General features: G+C 60.5%; 7 protein-coding genes and 1 tRNA gene. 2 read left to right on the forward strand and 6 right to left on the reverse strand.

The features are described 5' to 3' along the window. From Q0K17_RS10080 to nrdG, 6 genes are all read right to left on the reverse strand, one after another. Positions 1 to 1,055, reverse strand: a 1,055-nt coding sequence (locus Q0K17_RS10080; protein ID WP_294542727.1) for a putative ABC transporter permease, incomplete at its 3' end; no start/stop codon positions are given. A gap of 43 nt (positions 1,056 to 1,098) precedes the next feature. Next, on the reverse strand, positions 1,099 to 2,097 hold the full coding sequence (locus Q0K17_RS10085) for a D-2-hydroxyacid dehydrogenase (protein WP_294542729.1): 999 nt from the start codon (positions 2,095 to 2,097) through the stop codon (positions 1,099 to 1,101). Then, on the reverse strand, positions 2,094 to 2,753 hold the full coding sequence (locus Q0K17_RS10090) for an epoxyqueuosine reductase QueH (protein ID WP_294542731.1): 660 nt from the start codon (positions 2,751 to 2,753) through the stop codon (positions 2,094 to 2,096). Before Q0K17_RS10090 ends, Q0K17_RS10085 begins: the two co-directional genes overlap by 4 nt. 485 nt (positions 2,754 to 3,238) lie before the next feature. Beyond that, complete coding sequence (locus tag Q0K17_RS10095) at positions 3,239 to 4,057, reverse strand: alpha/beta fold hydrolase (RefSeq protein WP_294542733.1); 819 nt, start codon at positions 4,055 to 4,057, stop codon at positions 3,239 to 3,241. Positions 4,058 to 4,127: 70 nt separating this feature from the next. Then, positions 4,128 to 4,214 (reverse strand) — tRNA-Leu (locus Q0K17_RS10100). A 109-nt stretch (positions 4,215 to 4,323) separates the two neighbouring features. Further along, positions 4,324 to 4,872 carry an anaerobic ribonucleoside-triphosphate reductase activating protein gene (gene nrdG, locus Q0K17_RS10105; protein WP_294542735.1) on the reverse strand — a complete coding sequence of 183 codons (549 nt, stop codon included), beginning with the start codon at positions 4,870 to 4,872 and terminating at the stop codon, positions 4,324 to 4,326. Positions 4,873 to 5,042: 170 nt separating this feature from the next. Here nrdG and Q0K17_RS10110 point away from each other — a divergent pair, with 170 nt between their 5' ends. Together Q0K17_RS10110 and nrdD are read left to right on the forward strand one after the other, a co-directional pair. Next, positions 5,043 to 5,192, forward strand: a complete 150-nt coding sequence (locus tag Q0K17_RS10110; RefSeq protein ID WP_294542737.1) for a hypothetical protein — start codon at positions 5,043 to 5,045, stop codon at positions 5,190 to 5,192. A 136-nt stretch (positions 5,193 to 5,328) separates the two neighbouring features. Further along, positions 5,329 to 6,020: anaerobic ribonucleoside-triphosphate reductase (gene nrdD / locus Q0K17_RS10115; protein ID WP_294542739.1), on the forward strand; the 692-nt coding region annotated here is incomplete at its 3' end.

Genomic DNA, 6,020 nt, shown 5'->3' on the forward strand with positions numbered 1-6,020 from the left:
TTGAACCAGGCCACCGCCGCAAAGCCCCAGAAGAAGCAGTACAGCAGGTTGATACGTCCGCCCAGGTTGAAGGGAATCTTGCTGTAATCCCAGAACACGGCGCCGAAGACGATCTCGGTAAAGACGCTGCACAGGTATTCATAGGCGCCGCCCAGCAGGGTGCCGGCCACAAACAGCCAGCTGGCGCTCTTGTCCTTGTAGCGGTAGAGCAGCAGGGTGACCAGGGCGATGGCCAGCCCCCACACGATGGAGAAGGGGCCCCACACCAGACTGGACCGGCTCATCCACACCCCGGCGGTGATGCGGCAGAAGATGGTTTCAGCCACATCCCCCAGGAAGGCACCGATGACAAAAAGCAGGAACAGCTTGTAGAAGCTGCAGCCCTCGGCAAAGACGGTGCTCTTTTCCCGCTTGGGGCGCACAAAGTTGGCCTGGGGGTAGGCCTTGGCCATACGGCGCTCGGTGCAGCCCAGCACCCACATGCCCAGGTTCAGGGTGATGGCGGCCAGACGGTTGTGCACCTCCTGCGCCCGGGAGAAGCGGTACCGGATGCCCGCCAGGGTCAGCACGGTGCCGATGCCGTCCAGGGCCAGCAGCACCAGCAGCACCCAGATCAGGATCTGTCCGGCCAGGGTGGGGAGCAGGGCAAAAAGGTTCAGCAGCAGGGGCGCCGCCCATTTCACGGTGACCACACCCAGCACGCCCCAGAAGACCGAGGCCGTCAGGCAGATGTAGCCGTCCAGGTTGAACTTCCGGTCGGAGTAGTCCCACCAGCGGGCGTCGGTGAACCGTTCCAGAATGTGTCCGCCGACCCATTCCACCGCCGTGGCAATGACGGCGCTGAACAGGAAGAGGAAGAACCAGCTGTCCATGGCCAGTTCCCGCAGACCCACGGTGATGATGCTGCCCGCCACGCCGTAGATCAGGCACAGGGGCCCGCCCAGCACGCCACGGTCCTGGTAACGGCGGCGGCGCACGGCGGTAAACAGGACCTCAGCCAGCCAGCCGAGGAAGGAATAGCAGAAAAAGAGCCAGACCAGATTGAAGAATGTCATACAAGGAACCTCTCAGTTTTAAGAAGGGAGGGGCGGATGAGGCTCAGTCGTCGGGTTCGCAGCGCAGCCGCTGTCCGGCGGTGTCCTCGCTCACATAGTGGGTGCGGCGGGACATCTGGTTGTCCAGGGTCTCGCCGTTGAGATAGTGGCGCAGGTTGCGGGCAAAGATGTCCACAATGTTGTCCAGGGTGCGGGGCAGGCTGAACCGCCCCGAAATGTGGGGAGTGATGAGCACGTTGGGCTGCTTCCACAGGGGATGGTCGGCGGGCAGGGGCTCCGGATCGGTCACGTCCAGGGCCGCGCCGAACAGATGCCCGCTGCGCAGGGCTTCGGTCAGGGCGTCGGTGTCCACCGCCGTGCCTCGGCCTACGTTCATCAGGATGGCCCCCGGCTTCATCCGGGCAATGCGGGCGGCGTCAAACAGATGAACGGTCTCGTCGGTCCCGGGCAGGCTCAGGGCCACCAGATCGGCCTGGGGCAGCTCGGCGTCCAGGTCCTCCTGGCCCACCACCCGATCGCAGTAGGCGGGGCAGGTGTGGTGGGCATGGCGGCGCACCCCCACCACCCGGGCACCCATGGCATGGGCCCGACGGGCAAAGCTGGAACCGATGTCCCCCAACCCCACACACAGCACCCGGGACCCGTCCACGCTGCGCACCGGCCGCTCAATGGCATCCCACTCACAGCGGTTCTGCCGGTCCCGGTACAAAAACAGGTCCTTGCACAGCCCCAGCCACATACCCAGCATCCACTCGCTGATGGCCAGACCATAGGCACCGGTGGCGTTGGTCACATAGCAGCCTTCGGGCAGCACACCCGGCTCCAGGTAGGGGTCCGGCCCCGCAAAGTTGCTCTGGAACCATTCCAGATGGTCATTCCTGCGGATGATCTCCACCGGCACGTTGCCCATGATCACATCCGCCCACAGAATGTCCTCTTCCGATGGCTGGGGAGTGATCTGCATTTCGGTGCCCGGGGCGGCCCGGTGCAGCCGGTCACACTGTTCTTCGTTCAGGGGCAATGCCACCAGAATCCGTTTCATGCTTCTGCCTCCTTCCGGCGGGCCGCCTCCTGGCGTTCCCGCTCCTGTTTGCTGAAGATGCACCCGCAGTAGTCCTGCCGGTACAATCCGTATTCACTGCTCAGGGTCAGGCTGCGCTTGTAGCCGTCCTTCTTGCGGAACTCGCTCTGCAGGTACCGCACCCCGTATTGTTCCGCCAGCCGGGTGCCGATGGTGTTCAGCCGCACCGGGTCCTTCATGGGGGAGATGGACAGGGTGGTGGTGAACCACTCAAAGTTGTGTTCCGCAGCGTAGCGGGCGGCCTGCTCCAGCCGCAGCCGGTAACACACGGTGCAGCGCTCTCCCTTCTCCGGTTCGTTTTCCAGCCCTCGCACCGCGGTGTAGAACTCCTGGGGGTCATAGGGCAGGCGCACCACCGTGATGCCCCGCCCCGCGTAGCCGGCGTCCTGCACGAACCGGTCCAGCTCATCCGCACGGCGGTGGTATTCCTCCGGCGGGGCAATGTTGGGATTGTAATAAAGGATGGTCACCTCAAAAGCGTCGGCCAGACGCTCCAGGGTGGCGCTGGAACAGGGGGCGCAGCAGGCATGCAGCAAAAGCCGGGGGCGTCGGCCTTCGGCGGCCAGGGCCCGGATGGTCTTTTCCATTTCCAGTTCATAGTTGATGCGGTTGGGCATGATGGAATTCCTTCCTTGCGGGTTTATTCACAGAGTATTTCAAGTTCTTTCGTAATTTCTTGAAAGAACCATCACTTTTTTGTCACATCTTTCGGGTATTCTTTAATTGTTCCCAAAAGGAACATCCGGGAACAGGGACCCGGATCCAAAGTCCGCTGGGAAGCAGACAAACTTTTTCATCCACTCCTCTTTCTCTTTTCTTCTTTTCGGGAACGGCGTGTCGGAACAGGGACCGACACGCCGTTTTGTGTTGCAAAAGGCCCCCGGCAGTCTGCCGGGGGCCTGCTTTTTTGTCCCGAAGCGGGCCGGAGGCTGTCCACCGTGAAAGGATGCCCATGGGCGGCCTTCCGGTCCGGTTTTTTCAGAAAGAGAATACTACCTGAATTGTACCGTTTACGGGGAACCTTGTCAAGGAAAAGGGAATGCCCGCACAGCGGGAAAAACGGGCAGCAGGCGCCCCGGGGCGGTCTCTGCCCGGTCCTGTTTTACAGACCGTATTCCTTCAGTTCGCCCACCATCTCAATGTACCGGTCCACCACATCCCAGGAGAAGCCGCGGCGGCGCAGGGGACGGCGGCGGAAATCCACCTCGTCCATATGGGAGACGCCCCGCCCGGGAAGCCCCCGCCACTCGGCATGAAAGCCGGTCCACTGGGCGGAAGCGGTGGTCACCAGCCCGTCGTTTTCCCCTTCGATCCGGCCGATAATCAGGTTCTGCCACCACATCAGCAGATCATAGCGCCAGCTGGCCATGGCCCCCGCATAGCTGCGGTACAGCACACCGGGCATATCCGGGTTCTGCCGGTTGAAGTTCTCCGCCCAGGCGGTGGTGAACTGGTAACAGGTGGCGACAAAATCCGGATGTTTGTCTCCCAGCAGACGGAACCAGCCGTTCACGAAGACGGCCGCCAGCCGGAAGCACCACCGCGGTGCCAGGAGCAGGGCGTCCATGGTGCGGGACCCACGGTGCGGCGTGGAGACGGTGGTCACCGACGCCACATAAGGGGCCATGCCCAGGGTGGTGACCATGTAGCGCACATCCAGCCCTCCCTTGGAATGGGCGATGAGATGAACCTTTTCGCTTTGGGTGATGGCCAGCACTTCCTCCACCCGCTGTTTCAGGGCGGCGGCGTTTTCTTCCACCGTGCCCCAGCTGTCCTGCCCGCCCGTGAATACGCGGGCGCCCCGGGCTTCCAGGGCTTTGGGGATGCGTCCCCAGTAACTGATGCCCTTGCGGTCCCGGAACCCGGTGCCGTGCACCAGGATGATGGGGGAAAGGGTACGGCAGCTGTCCGGTTCCTGCATGGGGAAGTCTCCTTTCGGCGGTTTTCTGTGCGGCCATATGCAAAAAGCCCAGCCGAGCGGCTGGGCTTTCTGGTGCCGGTGGTGGGGGTCGAACCCACACGGTATTGCTACCAACGGATTTTGAGTCCGTCTCGTCTGCCAATTCCAACACACCGGCATGACTATATCATTATAATACACGCAGGCGTGAAAAGCAAGAACATTTTTCTGCGCCGGAAACAAAAAGCGCCGCTGCACCAAGGGGCAGCGGCGGCAAAAGGGATACCTTACATCTTGTGGTCCGCGAAGATGGGGTCGTCCTCCCACAGCACCACATGGCCGGCCTGACGGGTGCGGTTCATGTCGATGATGCGCTGGTTCCGGGAACCGCGGAACCGCAGGGAGATGTCCTTCTCATCAATAAGGAACTCCCCGTCCACCAGCACGTCGATCAGGCTCAGCATTTCGTCGGTGACTTCGCACCGGGCGGCGCTGGGGGCCAGCAGCTCCTTTTCGTAGCTGTTGCCGGTGTAGCACCAGATGGTCTTGTGGGGGTACAGCACCCGCACGTCGTGCAAAAACGGGACCAGGGCCCGCTGGTTTTCCGGCTCAAAGGGTTCGCCGCCCAGCAGGGAAAGCCCGTCGATGTATTCCGGTGCCAGACTGGCCAGGATGGCGTTGCGGGTTTCCTTGTCAAAGGGTTTGCCGTAGCAGAAATCCCACGCCACAGCGTTAAAACATTCCTTGCAGTGGCGGCGGCAGCCGGACACGAACAGGCTGGTGCGCACCCCCTCGCCGTTGGCGATGTCGCAGTATTTGATGTTGGCATAATTCATGGGTGGGCCTCTTTCTGTCAAAGAAAATTCGTGATACAATATCTTGTAGCCGGAAGGAATGACCGGCCCTGTATCTGGATAAAATCAGCTTATACAGTATACCAGCCGCCACCATAAAGCGCAAGAGGCATTTCCACTGCCAACTTGAAAATAAACGATACAGCGATGAAATGAAAAAACTAGCCCATTTTTTACAAAATTCCGCCCGGAAATTCGGCGTTTTTGCAGGCGTTGGCTTTTCTGCGTGGGAACGTCAAAACCTTGCTATTTTGGGGCTGTCTGTTGCAGCGGACACAATATCTTGTGTTATTTTCCCTTGACTTTCCCAGTAGGATACGGTAAGATAGGTTTGCTCGCCAAAGGCGAAATATACATATTGTAATATTTCCGCGCCATATCACTTACTGCGCCCCCGGCGAGAGGGGCTTGCCATAGAATCATCGAGGGAGAATCACCATGAAGATCATCAAGCGCAACGGCAGCGAGGTCGTTTTCGACATTTCCAAGATCATCGCGGCAGTCAGCAAGGCGAACAACGTCGTGCCGGCCAACCAGCGTCTGACCCAGGAGCAGATCATCGGCATTGCGGACCAGGTGCAGGAAGTCTGCGCCGGACGCAACCATGCCATGAACGTGGAGGAGATCCAGGACCTGGTGGAAAACGCCATCATGGAAGCCGGTGCCCATGAGGTGGCCCGCAAGTATATCACCTACCGGTATGTCCAGAGCCTCAAGCGCACCCACAACACCACCGATGACCGCATCCTGGCACTGATCGAGTGCAACAACGAGGAAGTCAAGCAGGAAAACTCCAACAAGAACCCCACCGTCAACTCGGTGCAGCGTGACTATATGGCCGGTGAGGTCTCCAAGGACCTGACCATGCGTATGCTGCTGCCTCCGGAGGTGGTCAAGGCCCACGAAGATGGCATCATCCATTTCCATGATGCGGACTATTTTGCCCAGCACATGCACAACTGTGACCTGGTCAACCTGGACGACATGCTGCAGAACGGCACCGTCATTTCCGGTACCCTGATCGAAAAGCCGCACTCCTTCTCCACCGCCTGCAACATCGCCACCCAGATCATCGCCCAGGTGGCGTCCAACCAGTACGGCGGCCAGAGCATCAGCCTGACCCATCTGGC

It is taken from the genome of uncultured Gemmiger sp. (genome assembly GCA_944388105.1).
Taxonomy (GTDB): Bacteria; Bacillota; Clostridia; order Oscillospirales; family Ruminococcaceae; genus Gemmiger.

Coding starts and splice junctions, on each gene's coding strand:
- nrdG (WP_294542735.1), bottom strand. CDS start 4,872: ATGAATTATGCCAACATCAAATACTGCGACATCGCCAACGGCGAGGGG.
- Q0K17_RS10085 (WP_294542729.1), bottom strand. CDS start 2,097: ATGAAACGGATTCTGGTGGCATTGCCCCTGAACGAAGAACAGTGTGAC.
- Q0K17_RS10095 (WP_294542733.1), bottom strand. CDS start 4,057: ATGCAGGAACCGGACAGCTGCCGTACCCTTTCCCCCATCATCCTGGTG.
- Q0K17_RS10110 (WP_294542737.1), top strand. CDS start 5,043: ATGAAAAAACTAGCCCATTTTTTACAAAATTCCGCCCGGAAATTCGGC.
- Q0K17_RS10090 (WP_294542731.1), bottom strand. CDS start 2,753: ATGCCCAACCGCATCAACTATGAACTGGAAATGGAAAAGACCATCCGG.